Origin of the sequence: Tepidibacter formicigenes DSM 15518, assembly GCF_900142235.1 — a bacterium.
In the GTDB taxonomy this organism is placed as follows: Bacteria; Bacillota; Clostridia; order Peptostreptococcales; family Peptostreptococcaceae; genus Tepidibacter; species Tepidibacter formicigenes.
This window is the reverse complement of the sequence record NZ_FRAE01000012.1, coordinates 34,863-55,009: the sequence shown is the minus strand read 5'-3', so window position 1 is coordinate 55,009 and position 20,147 is coordinate 34,863. Positions and strand designations below refer to the sequence as shown.

Here is a 20,147-nt window from a genome sequence, read left to right as displayed (position 1 = left end):
AGGGCTTTTTTAGGTTTATATATACTAATCTAAGGATATAATATAGGTGCAATAATGAAAAAGAAAGGCATATATATTTCATATGAGAAGACCAATTTTTATTATATTTATAACAAGCCTCTTATTTGCATTTATATATACTAAAAACTATGAAGATAATTTTTATAAATTAGATAATAATGAAATACAGTTAAAAGGTATAGTTAAAAAAGCTAATTATGAAGAAAAATATTTTGAATATAAAATAGGTGAATTTTTAGTAAGAGATTTCAATAAAAAACATAAAATTCCTGTAGGCTATTATGTTTGCATAAATGGAAAACTTAAGAGCCTTGAAGATTTAAAGTTAAATGAATTTGATTATGGAAGATATTTAAGGTCTATTGGATATATAGGAATTATAAATCTAAGAAACTATAAAGTAGAAAATAAAAATAAGAATATATATTATTTTTCATATAAAGGAAAATGTTTTATAGAAAATCGATTAGAAAATATTTTTAGAAATCAGGCTCCTTTTTTAAAAGCTTTAGTATTGGGAGATAAAGAAGATATAGAAAAGGAAATTTTAGATTCTTTTTCAAAAACTGGTACATCTCATATAATAGCACTTTCTGGGCTTCATGTAGGTATAATTATATACATTTTTAATTTTATCATAAGAGGGATAAATAAATTTTATAAGCTTATGATTATGGTAGTATCTTTATTTTTTTACTGCTTTATAGTTGGTTTTACTCCTTCAGTAGTTAGAGCTTGTGTTTTTTCAATAATTATGTATTTAGCCTTATTTATACAAAGAGAATATGATGGAATATGTTCTTTATCTTTTGTAGGAATTGTTTTGATAATTGAAAATCCTTTTGTAATATATAGCATAAGCTTTCAATTATCATTCTTTGCAACTTTATCTATAATTTATTTTTATAGTATTATAAATAAATATATAAGCTATCCATTAATATCTATTACCATAGCTGCAAATATACTTACACTTCCTATAATATATTTTAATTTCAAAATAATACCAATAATGGTTTTGGTAGCTAATATACTTATTGTTCCTTTTATTGGAGTTTTAATAAGTTTAGTTTTAATATCCTTAATTATGTCTTTTTTAAATCTTAAAATTACTTTTATATTTATAAAAACAGTTATTTTTATACAAGATTATATTTTTCTATTAATAAACTATCTATCAAACATTAAATTTTCTTACATAGAATTAAAAAATGTAAATTTGAAATTAGTAATTCTTTATTATATACTTTTAATGTCTTATATGCTTTTTAGAGAAACAAAAATTGTAAAGGAGCAAAAAAATGAAGTACAAGGATATTATTAAAGATATTAAAAGTAAAAACTTCAAAAAGCTTTACTTATTTTATGGAAAAGAAACTTATTTATTAGACAATGTAATTAAGGTTTTTAAAGAAAGTTTGAATCATTCCCTTCTGGATTTTAACTATTCTATTTTAGATGGAAGAGAAATTACAATGGATTTACTTTTAAGTAATGTAGAGACTCTTCCCTTTATGGATGATAGAAGAATTATTATAGTAAAAGAATTTGAACTTCTAAAAAATAAAAGAAAAAATTTTACAGAAGAAGATGAAAATAATCTTATTGATTACCTAAAAAATACTCCACAACAATCCACTTTGGTATTTATAGTTTATGGAGATATAGATAAAAGAAGAAAATTAGTAAAGGAATTAATAAAACAAGGTATTGTAATAAACTGTGATAGATTAGACTCAACAGAATTATTTAAATGGACTAAAAATAGATTTGAAAAAGAAAATGTTGATATAGGTAGGCAAGAAATAATGTATTTTTTAAACATAGAAGATTATCAAAATAAAACCTCTAATAAAACACTTTCGGATTTAGAAAATCAAATTATTAAAATAGCATCCTTTACAGGTAAAGGAAATACTGTAACTAAAGAAGTAATAGATAAATTATCTTCTAAAAAAATAGAAAATGATATATTTAAGCTTATTGATGCAATAGGTAATAAAAATTCAAGTTTATCTATGAAAATATTAAATGATATGATACTTGAAGGTGAATCTCCTCTTATGATTTTAAGCATGATAGGAAGGCAATTTAGAATAATAATACAAAGTAAACAACTTCAAAAGGTTGGATATTCTTCAAATGTTATAGCCCAAAAAATTAATGTACACCCATATGTTGTAACTAAAGCTTTAAATCAAGGAAAAAACTTTAACAATGAAGTTATAGTAAAGCTATTGAATGAGGTTTTAGATGCAGATTTTTCAATAAAAAATGGGTTAATAAAAGATACTTTGGCTTTAGAAATAATTATTAGTAAATTTTGTGTATGAAAAAAACCCCAGAATTTCTGGGGTTTTATAAGAACCGTTATCTATCCTATGCCTCTATAGCATTTAATTTCTTAGCTAGCTTAGACACTTTTCTAGCTGCAGCGTTTTTGTGGATACTTCCTTTAGCAGCTACTTGATAGATTTTCTTTTCAGCAAATCTGAATTTGCTTATAGCCTCTTCTTTATTTCCAGCAACTAAAGCTTCTTCAAATCTTCTTATAGCAGTTTTAACTTGAGATTTTCTAGCTTTATTTAAAGCAGTTTTCTTAGCTATAACTTTTATTCTCTTTTTAGCTGATTTTATGTTTGCCAACCTGTTCACCCCCTTGTATGTAAATATGTTTCTTCAATGTCAACAAAGTAGATTTTATCAGAAAAAAATCTAAAAATCAAGGCTAAATATATATTAATACTATTCAGAAATTATAACTCTTAAAATTATAACCAAAAAATGAATGTTTTACAATAAATTAATAGAAATTTATAAAAAATTAAGGTATATAATTTTCTATTCGTTATAAAAAATGAATTTTTGTAAAAAATAATACTATACATTAAAATAATGGAGGGGTAATTTTGAAAAATATAAGAACAGACTTGGCAATAGAAGCTAGGGAAATGTATAGTGAAGATAAAAATGTAGAAATACCAGGAGTTAAGGTGGATAGGGAAGAAAATGAAAATTATACAGTAACAAGAATAGAAATACTTGATGATAAAGGTAAAGAAATAATGGGAAAAGAAAAGGGGATTTATGTAACCATAGAATCGAATCTTTTGACATTTGATGATGAGGAATCTAGAAACTCTATAATAAATGCTCTTATGGAAGAATTGACAAAAATACTTGGTAAAGATAAGAACAAAAGAACATTAATTATAGGTCTTGGAAACTGGAATATAACTTCTGATGCATTAGGTCCAAAAACAATATCAAAGGTTCTTGTTACAAGGCACTTATTTAAGACCTATAATAAAGAATATGATGACGATTTAAGTGAAGTAGCAGCTCTTAGTCCAGGAGTTATGGGTTTAACAGGAATTGAAACTAGTGAAACAGTTAAATCTTTAGTAGATATGATAAACCCAGATGGGGTTATAGCTATAGATGCTTTAGCTTCTAGAAAGCTGGAAAGAGTAAATAGCACAATTCAAATTTCTACAGCAGGAATTTCTCCGGGAGCAGGTATAGGAAATATAAGAAAAGCATTAAATAAAGAATATTTAAAAGTTCCCGTAATAGCTATTGGAGTTCCAACTGTTGTAGATGCAGCTACCTTAACTTCTGACATAATAGATATGACTTTAGATAATTTAATAAATGAAAGTGAAAAAGGAAAAGAGTTTTATAATATGCTAAAATCTTTAAAGCAAGAAGAAAAATATCATTTAATAAAGGATATACTTGAACCATATGATAAAAATGTAATTGTGACTCCAAAGGATATTGATGAAATAATAGATAATTTATCAATAATAATAAGTGGAGCTTTAAATAAATCTTTACATCCAGGAATAAATTAAAAACTCTCCTCATAAAATGTATAAAGTGATTTTAAATTTAGACTAACAATTGGACAAAAATAAGGGGAGGAATACTAATGAAAAGAAAAGAAATATTAATAAGCATTATATTAGCTATATCTTTTATAACAATATTTTCATTTACTAGTCTTGCACTTAATTCTGATGAAGAGGATTTTTTAAAATATCTTATAAGAAAAACTTACCCTGAATTAGAATTAGAAGGGAAAAATAAAGGTTTAGTTAAAATAGGATTTAATTTACTAAAAAAAGATAAAAATGAAATAGCAACGTCAAATAATAAAGATTATATAAAAATAGAAGTAGTGGATGATAAAATGCAAAATATAAACGTTGTACCTTATCAAAATAATGAAAAGATTAAGGAAAATAATGATAAAAACATAAAAATTGAGGTTCCTGATAAAATTGAATTAGCAAAAGGAAAACCTCAAATTCTTATATATCATACACATGGTACAGAAAGCTATGAACCAGAAAAGATAGGAAATTACCATTCTTTAAATAAGAAATATTCTGTTATGTCAATAGGGGAAAAATTAAAAGGAGAGCTAGAAAAAAGAGGATATTCTGTTCTACATAATATGGATTATCATGACTACCCTTCTTTTAATGGTTCTTATAAAAGATCTCTTGAAACTGCTTCTAATATACTAAAAAAATATAATTCTATAAAAGTTGTACTTGATATACATAGAGATGGAGTAGATATAAAAAATGAAGAAATGAGGAAAAAAGTAAGAAGTCAAGAAACTGTTACTATAAACGGAGAAAAAGTTGCTAGATTTTCAATAGTTGTAGGACCTGAAAGTCCTAATAGAAAAGAAGTGGAAAAGTTTGCTAGATATATAACTAGTATAAGTAATAAGAAGTATCCAGGACTTGCAAAAAAGGTAATTGTAAAACCTTACGGAAGATTTAATCAATTTCTTTCTAATAATTATGCTTTATTAGAAATTGGAGGAAATGCAAATACAATAGATGAAGCTTTAAAAACTACTAAATACTTGGCTGATGTATTAGATGAAGCTTTGAATGGCATGAATAGGTGATTTTATGGGACGCTTAGAAAAGACATTAGAGTATAAAAAAAATAAAAGAAATAAAAAATACAAAATTTTATTTACAATATGTATTTTTTTATTCTTAATAATTTCAATAAGTTTGATAGATTATAGAACTGGAAGTTTCATGGGGATTTATGATGGGCCAGTGCTAATAAAATTATATGTTTTTATGAAAGGTTTATCTTTTAAATAAGATAAACTTTATTTTTTCTGTAGAAAATTTATTGAAATATAAATAATTACATTATAAAATAAAAGTTGTGTTATTTGTGATAATAAAGTTATAATATATATATTTTAAGATAGATGAGGAGGCAAAAGAAAATAATGAGTAAACAAAATAGAACTCGTAATTTTAGTATAATAGCTCATATAGATCATGGAAAATCGACCTTGGCAGATAGGTTAATTCAGTATACTGGACTTGTCAGTGAAAGAGAAATGAAAGAACAACTTTTAGATAATATGGATTTAGAAAGAGAAAGAGGAATAACTATTAAGCTTCAAAATATAAGGCTAGTGTATAAAGCTAAGGATGGAAATGAATATTTCTTAAATTTAATAGATACTCCAGGACATGTAGATTTTAACTATGAAGTTTCAAGAAGTCTTGCTGCATGTGAAGGAGGACTTTTAGTTGTAGATGCTGCTCAAGGAGTAGAAGCACAAACTCTTGCTAATGTATACTTAGCAATAGATCAGGATTTAGAAATAGTACCTGTTATTAATAAAATAGATCTTCCAAGTGCTAGACCAGATGAAATAAAAACAGAAATAGAAGATATAATAGGACTTGATGCATCTGATGCCCCTTTAGTATCTGCAAAAGAAGGTTTAAATATAGAAGATGTATTAGAAGCAATAGTAAAGCAAATACCTCCTCCACAAGGTGATGAAAATGCACCATTAAAAGCCTTAATATTTGACTCTTATTATGATAGTTATAAAGGTGTTGTAGCATACATAAGAGTGTTTGAAGGAACCTTAAAAAAAGGCATGAAAATTAAAATGATGAATACTGGAAAAACTTTTGAAGTTACAGAAGTAGGTATAATGGCACCTGGACAAGTTCCTATAGATGAGTTAAAAGCAGGAGATGTTGGTTATGTAGCTGCAAGTATAAAGGAAATAAGAAGTTGTCAAGTTGGAGATACCATAACAGATGCTAATAATCCTACAGATGAGGCTATGCCTGGATATAAAAAAGCAACACCTATGGTTTATTGTGGTATTTATCCTGCCGAAGGAGAAAAGTATGAAAACATAAGAGATGCTTTGGAAAAATTACAAGTAAATGATGCAGCACTTGAATTTGAAGCAGAAACTTCAGCTGCACTTGGATTTGGGTTTAGATGTGGATTTTTAGGACTGCTTCATATGGAAATAATTCAAGAGAGACTTGAGAGAGAATTTAATTTAAATATAATAACTACAGCACCTTCTGTTATATATAGAGTTACTAAACACAATGGAGAAGTTCTTATGATTCAAAACCCAACTAATCTTCCGCCAATGGCTGAAGTACAAATGATGGAAGAACCTATAGTAAAGGCTAATATAATAGTTCCAAATGATTACGTAGGAGTTGTTATGGAGCTTGCTCAAGAAAGACGTGGAGAGATGAAGAATATGGAATATATAGATACAAAAAGAGTAATGCTTCACTATGAACTTCCGTTAAATGAAGTAATATACGACTTTTTTGATGCTTTAAAATCTAGAACAAGAGGATATGGATCTCTTGATTATGAATTTAAAGAGTATAAACCATCTAAGCTTGTAAAACTTGATATACTTATAAATAAGGAGCAAGTAGATGCACTATCATTTATAGTACATGAAACAACAGCTTATACTAGAGGTAAAGCAATGTGTGAAAAGTTAAAAGATGAAATACCAAGACATCAGTTTGCAGTTCCTATACAAGCATCAGTAGGAAATAAAGTAATAGCTAGAGAAACTGTAAAAGCTCTTAGAAAAGATGTTTTAGCTAAGTGTTACGGAGGAGATATATCTCGTAAGAAGAAGCTTCTTCAAAAGCAAAAAGAAGGTAAAAAGCGTATGAGACAAATAGGTTCAGTTGAAGTTCCACAAAAGGCATTTATGTCTGTGCTTAAGATAGATAAATAATTAAAGTATTAAAGTCCTGTATTATTTTATTTTGCTAAAAAGCAGTTTAAAATAGTATTAGGACTTTGACTTTTTAGGAGGAATTATATTGGAAAGAGGACTTTATATACATGTACCTTTTTGTATAAAAAAGTGTAATTATTGTGATTTTAATTCTTTTAAGTTTACTAAAGAAGATAAGGAAAATTATATTGAGAGTTTAATAAAGGAGATTAATATTTATTCTAAAAAATTAAAAGAAAATTATTTTTCTACGTTTTTTATAGGAGGGGGGACTCCTACAGTATTAAGTGAAAGTGAACTTAAAAGTATATTTGAAAATATATATAGTGGTTTTAATATAAAAAAAGATGCAGAAATTACAATAGAAGCAAATCCTGGTACACTAACAAAAGAAAAGTTGAAAACTTTATATGATTTAGGTGTAAATAGGTTAAGTGTTGGACTTCAAGCAAGTCAACAAGAGCATTTAGATTTTTTAGGAAGGATACATTCATATGAAGAATTTGAAAAAAATTTTAATGATGCGAAAGATATAGGGTTTAAAAATATAAATGTTGATCTTATGTTTTCACTTCCTAATCAAAGCTTTAATGATTGGAAAGAAACACTTGAAAAAGTAGTTAATTTAAATCCAACTCACATATCAGCATATTCATTAATAATAGAAGATGAAACAGTATTTGGGAACATGCATAAAAAAGGAGAATTAAATATTTTAGATGAAGAAATAGAATTAAGAATGTATCATTATACAAAGGATTATTTAAAAAATAAAGGATATAATCAATATGAAATATCTAATTTTTCAAAATCAGGATATGAATGTAAACACAATATATTATATTGGAAGTGTAAAGAGTATTTAGGTTTAGGACCTGGGGCCCATTCTTATATAGAAGGAGTTAGATATTCAAATTATTGTTCATTAGAGAAATACTTTAAAAGATTAAATAATGATGACTTACCTATAGAATGCAGTCAAAAGCTAGAAAAAAAAGATAAATTAGAAGAAAAGATATTTATGGGACTTAGAATGAAGGAAGGAATATACTTTAAAGAGTTTGAAGAATATTTTAAAATAGATTTTATGAAAGAATATAAAGATGTAATAGAAAAATTAAAGAATGAAGGTTTAATAAATTTTACTAAAGATAGACTTTATTTAACAGATAAGGGAATAGATATTAGCAATAAGGTATTTGTAGAATTTTTAAAAGACTAATCTTGACAAAGAAAACTAATAGTGATATTTTAAATACAGAAGGATTTTAGCACTCAAACACAATGAGTGCTAACAGCAAAGAGGTGATTTTTATGAATTTAAGTGAAAGAAAAATAAAAATACTCGAGGCTATAATAAAAGATTATATTGTTAATGCAGAAGCTATAGGTTCTAGAACTATATCTAAAAAATATAATCTAGGAGTTAGTGCAGCTACGATAAGAAATGAAATGTCTGATTTAGAAGAAATGGGATATTTAATACAGCCTCATACCTCTGCTGGTAGGATACCATCTGAAAAAGGATATAAGCTATATGTAAATAGTTTGATGGAGGAAGGGCAATTAGATGAAGCAGAAAAAGATGTAATAAAGAAGTCTGTAGTTAAAAATATAGGAGAAGTAAAAGATTTACTTGAAGAGACTTTAAAGCTCCTTTCAAAGCTTACGAATTGCACTTCAGTAGCTTTAACGCCTAAAATAAGGGAAAGTAAAATAAAGCATTTGCAGTTAGTATATATTAATCCTAATAGTATTTTATTAGTAGTAATTACAGATAGTGGGGTAGTTAAAAATACTATAATAAGCAATGCATTAGGGCTAAAAGAAGATAAAATAGATGTAATTTCTAAAGTATTAAATGATAAACTAATTGGTAAAGTAATTGATGATTTAGATGAAAGCTTTATAAAATATATAAAGTCACAAATGATAAATTATAGCAATATACTTGATAATGTTTTTGAAAGTATAGTGTCTAATTTAATTGAAATAGATGATTTAGAAGTTTTATTAAATGGTGCTACTAATATATTTAATTTTCCAGAATTTAATGATATAGTAAAAGCTAAGGCTTTTTTTAATATGTTAGAAGAAAAGAAAATTGTTGCAAATGTTTTAAATACTAAAGGAATAAAAAAAGAAGATGTGAATATAGTAATAGGTAGTGATAACTATTGTGAAAGTATAAAGGATTGTAGTGTAATAACAGCTACTTGTGATATAGATGGTATAGTAATAGGAAAAATTGGTATAATTGGGCCTACTAGAATGGATTATTCTAAAATATATTCAGTTATAAATTATATGGGAAATACTTTGAAAAACTCAATTAAAAAGAAACTATAAACATATAATTGGTAAATAAGGGGTGAAAACTTTGGAAGAAAAAGAAGTAATGAATGAAGAAGTTATTGAGGAAGAAATAAAAGAAAATGAAGAAGAACAAGAGAAAAATGAAGAGGAGATTGTAGATTCTAGGGAAAAAGAAATAGATAACCTTAAGGATTCTCTTCAAAGACTTCAAGCAGATTTCAATAATTATAGAAGAAGAGTAGAAAAAGAAAAAAGTGATATAAGTACATTTGCTAATGAAAAAATTGTATTAGAACTTCTTCCTGTAATAGATAATATGGAGAGGGCTCTTCAGTCCTCTTTAGAAGAAGAAAAAGAAAGTGGAATTTATAAAGGTGTAGAGCTTGTTTTAAAACAGTTAGTAGATACTTTAAATAAGTTTGGAGTTGAAGAAATTAAGGCTGAAGATAGTGATTTTGATCCAAATTATCACTATGCTGTAGCTCAGGAAGAAGTAGAAGGTATAGATTCAAATAAAGTAATAGAAGTTTTTCAAAAGGGATATAAGCTTTCTAGTAAGGTAATAAGACCAGCAATGGTTAAAGTATCAAAATAAATATAATTATTAAAAATATATAGAAATAAAATAAAAAAGGAGGATATACATATGAGTAAAATAATTGGTATTGATTTAGGAACTACTAACTCATGCGTTTCAGTACTTGAAGGAGGAGAACCGGTAGTTATTGCTAATGCTGAGGGGTTAAGAACTACTCCATCTGTTGTAGCTTTTGGTAAGGATGGAGAAAGAATAGTAGGAGAACCGGCAAAAAGACAGGCTGTTACAAATCCTGACAAAACTATAATATCTATAAAAAGACATATGGGAACAGATTACAAAGTTAATATAGATGGCAAAGATTATACTCCACAAGAAATTTCAGCTATGATACTTCAAAAATTAAAAGCTGATGCTGAAAGTTATTTAGGAGAACCTGTTAAAGAAGCTGTTATAACAGTTCCGGCTTATTTTACTGATGCTCAAAGACAAGCAACAAAAGATGCAGGAAGAATTGCAGGTATTGAAGTAAAAAGAATTATAAATGAGCCTACTGCAGCAGCACTTGCTTATGGACTTGATAAAGTTGATCAAGATCAAAAAATATTAGTATTTGACTTAGGTGGAGGTACTTTTGACGTATCTATCCTTGAAATAGGAGATGGGGCTTTTGAAGTTTTAGCTACAAGTGGAAATAATCATTTAGGTGGAGATGACTTTGATGAAGTAATAATAAATTATATAGCTGAAGAATTTAAAAAACAAGAAGGTGTTGACTTAAGAGAAGATAAAATGAGTCTTCAAAGACTAAAAGAAGCTGCAGAAAAGGCTAAAAAAGAGCTTTCAAGTGTTATGACTACAAACATAAATTTACCATTTATCACTGCAACTGCAACTGGTCCAAAACATTTAAATATGGATATTTCTAGAGCTAAATTCGAAGAACTTTCAGCTCATTTAGTTGAAAAAACTATGGAGCCAACTAGAAAGGCATTATCTGATGCAGGTCTTAATCCATCTGATGTTGATAGAATTTTATTAGTTGGTGGTTCAACTCGTATTCCAGCTGTACAAGAAGCTATAAAGAAATTCTTAGGAAAAGAAGCTCATAAAGGTATAAACCCAGATGAATGTGTTGCAGTTGGTGCCGCAATTCAAGGTGGAGTATTAGCAGGAGAAGTTAAAGATTTATTACTTTTAGATGTTACTCCATTATCTCTTGGAATTGAAACTTTAGGAGGAGTATTTACTAAAATAATAGAAAGAAATACTACTATACCAACTAAGAAATCTCAAGTATTCTCTACTGCTGCAGATAATCAAACAGCTGTTGATATTCATGTTCTTCAAGGAGAAAGATCCATGGCAGCGGATAATACTACGCTTGGAAGATTCCAATTAACTGATATACCTCCTGCTCCAAGAGGAGTGCCTCAAATAGAAGTTACGTTTGATATAGATGCAAATGGTATAGTTCATGTTTCAGCAAAGGATCTTGGAACTGGTAAAGAACAAAAAATAACTATTACATCTAGTACAAATCTTTCAGAGGAAGAAATAGAAAAGAAAGTTAAAGAAGCTGAAATGCATGCTCAACAAGATAAAGAAAGAAAAGAAAAAATAGAAGCTATTAATAATGCTGAATCTACTATATATCAAACAGAAAAGACATTAAATGAGTTAGGAGATAAAGTTAATTCTTCTGATAAAGAAGCGATAGAAAGTGCTCTTAAGAACCTAAAAGAAGTAAAAGATAAAGAAGGCGCAACTTCAGAGGAAATCAAAAAAGCAACTGAAGAATTGATGAATAAATTCCATAAAATTTCTCAGGAAATGTATCAACAAGCGGCACAAGCACAGCAAGGAGCTGAGAAAAATGCAGGAAATAATGAAAATGCTAAAGGTGAAAATGTAGTTGATGCAGATTATGAAGTAGTTGATGATGATAAGTAATATAATTAGCTTGTGGCAAAATAGCCACAAGCTATTATTGTGATAATGGTGGTGATAAGGTGAGTAAAAGGGATTATTATGAAGTTCTTGGTGTGAATAAAAATGCAACAGATCAAGAAATTAAAAAAGCATATAGAAAACTTGCTATGAAGTATCATCCAGATAGAAATCCGGGTGATAAAGAAGCAGAAGAAAAATTTAAAGAAGCAAATGAGGCTTATGAGGTTTTATCGGACTCACAAAAAAGAGCTAATTATGACCAGTTTGGTCATGCAGGAGTGAATGGTGGTTTTTCAGGTCAAGGAGGATTTGACTTTGGAGGATCTGGTTTTGGTGGATTTGAAGACATATTTGGAGATGTATTTGGGGATATATTTGGTGGAGCTTTTGGAGGAAGAACTAAAAGAAGAAATGGTCCAGAAGTAGGAGCAGATATAAGATATAGAATGACTATTTCCTTTGAAGAAGCTGCTTTTGGAGTTGAAAAGGAAATTAAGGTAAATAGAAGTGAAAAGTGTGATGTGTGTAATGGCTCGGGTGCAAAGCCTGGAACATCAAAGAAAACTTGTCCAACTTGTAACGGAAGTGGTGAAATTAGACAGGCACAAAGAACACCTTTTGGAACTATTATGAATGTTAGAACTTGTCATACTTGCCATGGCCAAGGTAGTATAGTTGAATCTCCATGTAGCAAATGTAATGGAAAAGGAGAAGTTAAAAAAACAAAACAAATAAGCATAAAAATACCAGCGGGAGTAGATGATGGGTCTGCAATAAGACTTTCTGGAGAAGGAGAGTTAGGATTAAGAGGAGGTCCAAGAGGAGATTTATATGTTGTTATAGATGTAGCTCCTCATAAATTATTTAAAAGAGAAGGATATGATGTATACTGTGAAATGCCTATAACATTTGTTCAAGCTTCTCTTGGAGATGAAGTTGAAGTTCCTACACTAGATGGAAAGGTTAAATATAAGATACCAGAAGGAACTCAAAGTGGAACTGTATTTAGATTAAAAGAAAAAGGAATTCCAAGACTTCGTTCAAACTCTAGAGGAGATCAGTATGTGAAAGTTATAGTAGAGGTTCCTAGAAAGCTTTCCGATAAACAAAAAGAGATTTTAAGAAATTTTGCCAAGGAAAGTGGAGAAGAAATTCATGAACAGCGTAAAAATTTTTTTGATAAAATGAAGGATTTATTTAAATAGAAAGAATTAGATTAAATAATAAAAGCATCTTTAGTTATATTAACTGAAGATGCTTTTATTATTTGAACATTAATCATGCTTTGCATTTTTTATATATTCAAATAATTCATCACTCCATTTTATTGATTTAAAATAAATATTTGGAAGTTTGTTTATATTTATATTTAGTTTTTTTGTATAATTCAAAATTTCAGACCAAGAACCCTTTTCATATTCAATTATTAAATTATAGATATCAGAAAAGATACTTTCTTTTTTTAACATAGCTTTTTTAATATCAATTCCTAGGGGAAGTGTTTTCAATATTTTTTCCATAGGTTCTTCTAACAAGTTGTCAATAACAGATAAAAGACCCATAAGCATTATTTCATATTTTCTATTTTTGTAAATAGAATTTTTAGCAAGCAATTCTCCGAATTTAGATCTGAAAATCGAGAGTTTGAAAATTTCGTCAGGACTATTGTTTGAAAGATCTTGTATCATTATTAAAGATATCCATCTTTCTATTTCTTTTAATCCTAATATTGTAAGGGCATGTTTTACAGAGTAAATTTCATTTACAAATGTAAATTTTGAGTTAACAAGTTTTAAAAGCTTATAAGTTATATTTACATTATTTTCTATTATTTTTGTGATTTTATTATAAGATGCATCTTTTTTATTTAGTTCTTTTAGTATGTGTATATAATGAATATTGTTTATTTTCATGCATTTTCCTTTAACTATTTTTGGCTTACTGAAAAAATATCCTTGAAAATAATCAAATCCAATGTTTTTTGCCCATTTAAAGATTTCATCAGTTTCAACTTTTTCGGCAATAAATTTCTTATTGTCTTTTTTCCATTTTTTTATTATATTTACAATATCTTCTTTAGAATTACTGAGAAAATCAACTTTTACAATATCACAAAGCTCTACCAATTCATTATAAGGATAATCATATACAAAATCATCTAAAGCTATTGTATAACCTTTTGATTTTAGTTTTTTTATTTTTTCAACGAAATTTTTATCAGGGACTATATCTTCTAATAGTTCTATAACTATAGTATTATTATTAAAAATTAATGGAATATCCGTTTCGATAAGTTTTTTGTCAAAGTTTATAAAAGCTTTATTGCCTCCTATTAAGTTTTCTATTCCTATTGAAAAATAACTATTTATAAGTAAAATTGAAGTAGCCTTGCTAGAACTTATACTATTGTCAAAGAAATTTTTGCTTCCATCTCTATATAAAAGTTCGTATGCTACAACCTCTTTATATCTATTAAAAATTGGCTGTCTAGCAACAAATACCTCCATAAAAATCCTCCTAATTAAAAGTGTCTATTATATTTATACCACAAAACAAAAGATTATTGTCGGAAAAAATTAGAAAAAAGAGAAAAATAGCTTTTTCTAGCGAATATAAAGATTTTTTATTTTATTATATAATTAATGAGAAAAATAAATAAGCTGTTGGCATTTTGCCAACAGCTTATTTATCTTTTTTGTTAAATTCTTCATGGGGAGTCTCTTTATTTAGATAAGCATATTTTCCTCTTGGTGTAAAAGTTGTATGAAGATATTTTTTAGCTACTTTTGATAGAGGACTATCTAAAAATTCTTCGTAAATTTGATGAATTCTTGGATTTTCATGTGAACGTCTTATATTTTTACCTTTATCAATGTTGTACAGTGTATCTGCACGATTATGACGATAATCTAAAGATATATACTTATGATCTCTAGTACCTAAAATAGGTTGACCTCCACCACCAACACATCCCCCAGGACATGCCATAACTTCCATATAATCAAATTTTTTCTCACCACTTTTAAACATATCTAAAGCTTTTTTAGCATTTCCTGTTCCGTGAGCAATTGCTACTGTAATATTTTTGTCACCTAATTTAACAGTTCCATATTTAAGTCCACTTTGACCTCTAGCATCTTCATAATCAGGAACTAGCATTTCTTCACCTGTTATTAACTTATGAGCACTGCGAACAGCTGCTTCTAAAACCCCACCTGTAGCTCCGAAAATCATACCTGCTCCACTATACTGATCAAAAGGTTCATCGTAGTTATCATCAGGTAAATTTGGAAAATCAAGCCCTGATTCCCTTATCATACGACCTAATTCTCTTGTAGTTAAAACATAATCAACATTTCTAAATCCATCAGAAGTCATTTCAGGTCTTGCTGCTTCATATTTCTTAGCAGTACAAGGCATTATAGCAACATTTACTATTTTACTTGGGTCTATTCCATATTTTTTAGCATACCAAGTCTTAGTTAAAGCTCCACACATTTCGTGAGGAGATTTTGTAGATGACAAATGTGGTAAAAACTCTGGATAAAAATGTTCTGCAAATTTTACCCAACCAGGGCAGCAAGAGGAAAGAAGAGGTAGCTTTTCTGGTTCATGTAACAATCTTTCAACTAATTCACTACCTTCTTCCATAATAGTTAAATCTGCTGTAACATCTGTAGCAAATACCTTATCAAAACCTATTCGTCTAAGAGATGATACTAATTTTCCAGCAACAAATGAACCTGTAGGCATTCCAAAAATTTCTCCAATAGTAACTTGAATAGAAGGAGCAGTTTGAGCGACTACAACTTTATCAGGATCAGATATTGCTTTCCAAACTTCACTAATATGTTCTTTTTCGCTTAAAGATGCCGTAGGACACGCGAGTATACATTGGCCACACATAATACAAGTAACGTCTGCTAAATCTTTTTTAAACGCAGGTGCAACTATTGTGTTTAGCCCCCTATTTAAAGGTGAGTATACATTACATTCTTGAATTTTATCACAAATTGCCATACATCGACGGCAGTTTATACATTTATTGTAATCTCTTTGTATTGCTGGATTATTATCGTTAAATCCGTAATCATTCATTTCTCCAGTATAAGGTATATTTCTAACTCCTAAATTGTCGGCTAAATTCTGAAGCTCACAATTTAAATTTCTAATACAAGTTAGACATTCTCTATGATGATTTGATAGTAATAAAGTTACAGCAGATTTCCTAGCTCGTCTTACTCTTTCTGTATTAGTTTTAATTTTTATTCCATCTCTTACTGGATATACACAAGATGCCTGAAGATTACGAGAACCTTCAACTTCAACAACACAAACTCTACAAGCACCAATTTCGTTAATATCTTTTAAATAGCATAAACTTGGAATTTCAATATTTAACATTCGAGCAGCTTCTAGAACTGAAATTCCTTTAGGAACTTTATAATCTATCCCGTCTATATTTATATTTACAGTTTCATTTTTTATCTTTTGTTCTTTATTTTCAGTAATGTTTTCCACTTTTTTCACCTACCTTTATCTTTTATATATTGCATCTACAGGACATTTTGGAATACATGCTCCACATTTAATGCAAACATCTTGATGAATAGTAAAAGGTGGTTTTCTGTTTTCTCCTGTAATAGCATTTACAGGACAAACTTTGGCACAAATTCCACAAGCAACACATTTTTCATCTGATATTATAACTTTTAATAAATCATTACAAACACCAGCAGGACAGTGTTTATCCTTAATATGAGCTATAAACTCATCTTTAAAATATTTTAATGTACTTAAAATAGGATTAGGGGCTGTTTGTCCAAGGCCACATAAAGCAGAATCTTTAATATCATAAGAAAGGTCTTCAAGTATTTTTAAATCTTGTATTTCACCTTTACCCTTACTTATTTTATCTAGTATTTCGAGAAGTCGTTTTGTACCTACTCTACAAGGAACGCATTTACCACATGATTCGTCTTGAGCAAATTCTAAATAAAATCTTGCAATATCTACCATACAATCTGTTTCATCCATTACAATGAGCCCACCAGAACCCATCATTGAACCTATGTCAGTTAGAGATTTAAAGTCAATTTTTGCATCTAATAACTCTGCTGGAATACATCCTCCTGATGGACCTCCAGTTTGAACTGATTTGAATTTTTTATTATCGTGAATTCCACCACCTATATCATAAATTATTGTTTTAAGTGTAGTTCCCATAGGAACCTCTATAAGGCCTGTATTATTTATTTGACCTGCTAGAGCAAAAACTTTAGTACCTTTACTATCTTCTGTTCCAATACCTGAGTACCAATTAGAACCTTTTCTGAGTATTATTGGAATGTTTGCATATGTTTCTACATTGTTATTTAGAGTTGGTTTTTCCCAAAGACCAACTTCTGCAGGGAAAGGAGGTCTTGGTCTTGGTTCACCTCTAAGACCCATAACAGATTGAATTAGAGCAGTTTCCTCTCCGCATACAAAAGCCCCTGCACCAAGTCTTATATCTAGATCAAAATCAAAAGATGATCCTAATATATTTTTGCCAAGAATACCTAAATTTTTAGCTTGGTCTATAGCAATTTCAAGTCTTTCGACTGCTATAGGATATTCAGCTCTTACATAAACATATCCTTTATGTGCTCCGATACAATATCCTGCAATTATCATGGCTTCTATAACTGAATGTGGATCTCCCTCGAGGATGGAACGATCCATAAAAGCTCCAGGATCACCTTCATCTGCATTACATAATACAAATTTTTTATCATTTTTATAAGATTCAGCGTATTCCCATTTTAGTCCGGTAGGGAAACCTCCTCCTCCACGACCGCGGAGGCCTGATTTTTTTATTTCTTCTATAATTTCTTTAGGAGAAGTTTTCTTGCTTAAAATATCACCAAGAGCCATATATCCATCCATGGCTATATATTCTTTTATATCTTCAGGATTAATAACTCCACAATTTCTAAGAGCAATTCTCATTTGATGGTTGAAAAAATCAATTTCATCTATAGTCTTTTGTACCTCATCATTTTGAGGAGAGTGATATAAAAGTTTTTCAACTATTTTTCCCTTAGAAATATGACTATCAAGTATGTCATCTACATCATCAGGATCTACTTTAACATAAAAAGTTCTATCTGGATGGACAACTAATATTGGTCCTAATTTACAAAAACCAAAGCATCCAGTTTTAAATACTTTAACTTTATCTTGCAAATTTCTTTTAATTATTTCATTTTCTAATTTTTCACGAACTAGATTACTTTTAGAAGAAGTACATCCAGTTCCAGTACAAACTAAAATATGATATTTATCAATTTCTTTTTCAACATTTGAATTTTTAAGACGTAAAGATATAGACTTTAAAGATTCATCTTTAAGATTTTTTAAATCTTCAATAGATTTTAACAATATATTCACCTCCTATTTAATGACTTGCGTTTCTTTATGAGTTTTAATATATTTATAAAGAATTGATGGAACATCTGCTGGAGATACTCTGCCGTGAACCTCCTCATTTATTGTGATAACAGGAGCAAGACCACAGGCTCCAATACACCTTGTAGCTTTTAGTGTAAATAGTTTATCCATACTGGTTTCTCCTACATCTATTTGAAGTTCTTCTTTAATAGCTTCTAAAACATCTTGAGCTCCTTTAACATAACAAGCAGTTCCAAGACAGACCCCTATAGTATATTTCCCTTGAGGTTCTTCTGAAAATAGAGAATAAAAACTTACAACACCATTTATGGTTGAAACTGGTATATTAAGTTTTTGAGAAATGTATGTTTGTACTTTTTCTGGAAGATATCCAAATATTTCTTGAGACTTTTGTAAAATACGAATAAGCATACCTTCTTCTTCTTTATATTTTTCAATAATTTCATTTAGTTTTTTAAAATTATCTTTTTCATGCTTTTCGATTGTGATTTCCATGTATTTCACCTGCCTTTTGTATTATTCTACAATTCAATATGTATTATTTACCAATGTATATAGCATTATTCATTAATAGAAAAAATGAAAAAAGTTAGATCTTAATTAGACCTAACTTTTAATTGGAGGATTAATTTTTATTTCATTTTTAGTATTTTTAAAATCTACATCTATAATAAATTGAGTATCCACTTTTTTTTCTTTTTGGATACTATGAATAGTATAAGTAGCAATTTCTTTTATTATTTCATTTTTATCGTTTAAATATATTTCTATCATACAATTATCAAATTCTTCATTTGTGTAATTTATTAAATATCCTGAATTTATTTTATTAATAGTAAGATTTTTAAAATTAGAAATAAGTCTATTGTTTAAAGAATTGATTAAATTTAAATCAACATCAAAATAATCAGCATTCTCTATATTTTCTTTATTATTCCACTTATCAAGATATTTTATATATTTTTTTTCATTTACATTAATAAGTTTATATGGGACTTGAATATTAGCATCATCAGATTTTATTAAATACATGATACCGTTAATATTTGAATTTTTACTATCTGTTAATCCTTCTATATTGTAATTGAACTGTAATGAATCAATATCTTCTATTTTTATATTCATAACCATTTTCATATCAAATTCACCTTTATAGTTTAAAGATTTTTTTAGTGAATTATAAATATTATTATAGTTATCATTAATAACAACTGTATAGTTTTTATCATCCCAAACTACATTCATATTGAGATTTTCACATATAAATCGTATTGGAGCTAGTGCTTTATTTGATACTATCTTAGGTGTAGCGTTTAAAATAACTAATTTATCATTAACATATGCTTTTTCATCATTTATCTTGATTTTTATAGTTGTATTATTTTTTTTTATAATAATTTCTTTATTATCTTCAATCCATGTAATGTCTGCTTCTAATTTTTCACATATAGTTCTTACTGGTGCAAGTGTTTTATTATTTTCAATTATAGGAGAAATATCAAATTCTAATATTTCATTATTTATAGTAATTTTTATTTGTTTATCAATGGCTAGTATAAAGGGACTTGTTGTTGATAATAATATTGTAATAAAAACTAAAAAATAGCTAATTTTTCTCAAAAAATTTCACCTCATTTCTATTGTACATAATATCTTAATTATATATTAACATATATATAACTAAAATCATTTTAAAATATTGTTACAGATAATATTTATGTAGATTCTTGTCTGAAATTACTGTATAATAATTACTACAGTTAAGTGGAAAAAATTAATTATAAAGGA

At 28.0% G+C, this 20,147-nt stretch carries 16 protein-coding genes; 10 read left to right on the top strand and 6 right to left on the bottom strand.

What is annotated here, in order from left to right; translation table 11 throughout:
- Positions 1-82: 82 nt before the first annotated feature.
- Both BUA77_RS03720 and holA read left to right on the top strand, forming a co-directional pair.
- Positions 83-1,345: a ComEC/Rec2 family competence protein gene (locus BUA77_RS03720; RefSeq protein WP_072887429.1), complete on the top strand. Its 1,263-nt coding sequence runs from the start codon at positions 83-85 to the stop codon at positions 1,343-1,345.
- Positions 1,323-2,354 carry a DNA polymerase III subunit delta gene (holA, locus tag BUA77_RS03715; protein WP_072887428.1) on the top strand — a complete coding sequence of 344 codons (1,032 nt, stop codon included), beginning with the start codon at positions 1,323-1,325 and terminating at the stop codon, positions 2,352-2,354. Before BUA77_RS03720 ends, holA begins: the two co-directional genes overlap by 23 nt.
- Before the next feature lie 46 nt (positions 2,355-2,400).
- Here holA and rpsT read toward each other — a convergent pair whose 3' ends face one another.
- On the bottom strand, positions 2,401-2,667 hold the full coding sequence (gene rpsT / locus BUA77_RS03710; protein ID WP_072887427.1) for a 30S ribosomal protein S20: 267 nt from the start codon (positions 2,665-2,667) through the stop codon (positions 2,401-2,403).
- A 263-nt stretch (positions 2,668-2,930) separates the two neighbouring features.
- On the opposite strand from rpsT, the gene gpr reads away from it, so the two are divergent.
- The 8 genes from gpr (at position 2,931) to dnaJ (ending at position 13,111) form a co-directional block, all read left to right on the top strand.
- The gene (gpr, locus tag BUA77_RS03705) at positions 2,931-3,878 is read left to right on the top strand and encodes a GPR endopeptidase (protein ID WP_072887426.1); all 948 of its coding nucleotides are present in this window, start codon (positions 2,931-2,933) and stop codon (positions 3,876-3,878) included.
- A 77-nt stretch (positions 3,879-3,955) separates the two neighbouring features.
- On the top strand, positions 3,956-4,951 hold the full coding sequence (gene spoIIP / locus BUA77_RS03700; RefSeq protein WP_072887425.1) for a stage II sporulation protein P: 996 nt from the start codon (positions 3,956-3,958) through the stop codon (positions 4,949-4,951).
- A gap of 342 nt (positions 4,952-5,293) precedes the next feature.
- The gene (gene lepA, locus BUA77_RS03690) at positions 5,294-7,096 is read left to right on the top strand and encodes a translation elongation factor 4 (protein ID WP_072887423.1); all 1,803 of its coding nucleotides are present in this window, start codon (positions 5,294-5,296) and stop codon (positions 7,094-7,096) included.
- A gap of 88 nt (positions 7,097-7,184) precedes the next feature.
- Positions 7,185-8,321: a radical SAM family heme chaperone HemW gene (hemW, locus tag BUA77_RS03685; protein ID WP_084605466.1), complete on the top strand. Its 1,137-nt coding sequence runs from the start codon at positions 7,185-7,187 to the stop codon at positions 8,319-8,321.
- Between the two features lie 92 nt (positions 8,322-8,413).
- Positions 8,414-9,448, top strand: coding sequence for a heat-inducible transcriptional repressor HrcA (gene hrcA / locus BUA77_RS03680; protein WP_072887419.1), 1,035 nt, complete (start codon positions 8,414-8,416; stop codon positions 9,446-9,448).
- Between the two features lie 22 nt (positions 9,449-9,470).
- Entirely contained in the window at positions 9,471-10,010 is a 540-nt protein-coding gene (grpE, locus tag BUA77_RS03675; protein ID WP_334292345.1) for a nucleotide exchange factor GrpE, read from the top strand.
- A 51-nt stretch (positions 10,011-10,061) separates the two neighbouring features.
- A complete protein-coding gene (gene dnaK / locus BUA77_RS03670; protein ID WP_072887417.1) occupies positions 10,062-11,906 on the top strand; it encodes a molecular chaperone DnaK in 1,845 nt (614 codons plus the stop codon).
- Positions 11,907-11,965: 59 nt separating this feature from the next.
- A complete protein-coding gene (gene dnaJ / locus BUA77_RS03665) occupies positions 11,966-13,111 on the top strand; it encodes a molecular chaperone DnaJ (protein WP_072887415.1) in 1,146 nt (381 codons plus the stop codon).
- A gap of 69 nt (positions 13,112-13,180) precedes the next feature.
- On the opposite strand, the gene BUA77_RS03660 is transcribed toward dnaJ, so the two are convergent.
- From BUA77_RS03660 to BUA77_RS03640, 5 genes are all read right to left on the bottom strand, one after another.
- On the bottom strand, positions 13,181-14,413 hold the full coding sequence (locus BUA77_RS03660) for an EAL and HDOD domain-containing protein (protein WP_072887413.1): 1,233 nt from the start codon (positions 14,411-14,413) through the stop codon (positions 13,181-13,183).
- 175 nt (positions 14,414-14,588) lie between these two features.
- Positions 14,589-16,427, bottom strand: a complete 1,839-nt coding sequence (locus tag BUA77_RS03655; protein ID WP_072887411.1) for an NADH-dependent [FeFe] hydrogenase, group A6 — start codon at positions 16,425-16,427, stop codon at positions 14,589-14,591.
- Positions 16,428-16,442: 15 nt separating this feature from the next.
- The gene (locus tag BUA77_RS03650; RefSeq protein ID WP_330389990.1) at positions 16,443-18,329 is read right to left on the bottom strand and encodes an NADH-ubiquinone oxidoreductase-F iron-sulfur binding region domain-containing protein; all 1,887 of its coding nucleotides are present in this window, start codon (positions 18,327-18,329) and stop codon (positions 16,443-16,445) included.
- Between the two features lie 12 nt (positions 18,330-18,341).
- Complete coding sequence (locus BUA77_RS03645; protein WP_072887409.1) at positions 18,342-18,854, bottom strand: NADH-quinone oxidoreductase subunit NuoE family protein; 513 nt, start codon at positions 18,852-18,854, stop codon at positions 18,342-18,344.
- 111 nt (positions 18,855-18,965) lie between these two features.
- Entirely contained in the window at positions 18,966-19,979 is a 1,014-nt protein-coding gene (locus BUA77_RS03640) for a copper amine oxidase N-terminal domain-containing protein (protein ID WP_072887407.1), read from the bottom strand.
- Positions 19,980-20,147 lie beyond the last annotated feature (168 nt).

Coding starts and splice junctions, on each gene's coding strand:
- BUA77_RS03720 (WP_072887429.1), top strand. CDS start 83: ATGAGAAGACCAATTTTTATTATATTTATAACAAGCCTCTTATTTGCA.
- holA (WP_072887428.1), top strand. CDS start 1,323: ATGAAGTACAAGGATATTATTAAAGATATTAAAAGTAAAAACTTCAAA.
- spoIIP (WP_072887425.1), top strand. CDS start 3,956: ATGAAAAGAAAAGAAATATTAATAAGCATTATATTAGCTATATCTTTT.
- lepA (WP_072887423.1), top strand. CDS start 5,294: ATGAGTAAACAAAATAGAACTCGTAATTTTAGTATAATAGCTCATATA.
- hrcA (WP_072887419.1), top strand. CDS start 8,414: ATGAATTTAAGTGAAAGAAAAATAAAAATACTCGAGGCTATAATAAAA.
- dnaK (WP_072887417.1), top strand. CDS start 10,062: ATGAGTAAAATAATTGGTATTGATTTAGGAACTACTAACTCATGCGTT.
- BUA77_RS03660 (WP_072887413.1), bottom strand. CDS start 14,413: ATGGAGGTATTTGTTGCTAGACAGCCAATTTTTAATAGATATAAAGAG.
- BUA77_RS03645 (WP_072887409.1), bottom strand. CDS start 18,854: ATGGAAATCACAATCGAAAAGCATGAAAAAGATAATTTTAAAAAACTA.